Here is a 689-nt window from a genome sequence, read left to right on the forward strand (position 1 = left end):
GCTTCTGGTTTTGGTACGGGTCAGTTACCTGACAAAGAAGGACAAATGTATCACGTAACAGGTGATAATTTGTACTTAATCCCTACAGCTGAAGTTCCAGTAACCAATATGTTTAGAGATGAAATCGTACAAGAAAGTGATTTACCAATTACTGTAACTGGTTACACTCCTTGTTTTCGTCGTGAAGCTGGTAGTTACGGAGCACATGTTCGTGGTTTAAATCGTTTACACCAATTTGATAAGGTTGAGATTGTTCGTGTTGAGCATCCTGATAATTCATATAATGCCTTAAACGAAATGGTAGAACATATCAAGGAAATTTTACGTGAATTAAAATTACCATACCGTATTTTACGCTTATGTGGTGGTGATACAGGATTTACTTCTGCCTTAACTTTTGATTTTGAATTATATTCAACTGCTCAAGAACGTTGGTTAGAAATTAGTTCTGCTTCAAATTTTGAAACTTTTCAAGCTAACCGTTTAAAATTACGTTTTAAAAATAAAGAAGGAAAAAGTCAGTTAGCACACACTTTAAATGGAAGTTCTTTAGCCTTACCTCGTGTGTTGGCTGGTATTTTAGAGAATTACCAAACTGAAAACGGAATTAAAATTCCTGAAGTATTAGTTCCTTATTGTGGTTTTGATATGATTGATTAATCAATTTTCACTATAAAAATGAAAAAATC

General features: G+C 33.4%; 1 protein-coding gene. It reads left to right on the plus strand.

Annotation, left to right across the window (positions count from 1 at the left end):
- Positions 1 to 660, plus strand: a 660-nt coding sequence (locus OU788_RS12560; RefSeq protein WP_342454940.1) for an aminoacyl--tRNA ligase-related protein, incomplete at its 5' end; no start/stop codon positions are given.
- Positions 661 to 689: the final 29 nt, after the last annotated feature.

Origin of the sequence: Tenacibaculum sp. L6, from assembly GCF_028823685.1 — a bacterium.
Taxonomy (GTDB): domain Bacteria; phylum Bacteroidota; class Bacteroidia; order Flavobacteriales; family Flavobacteriaceae; genus Polaribacter.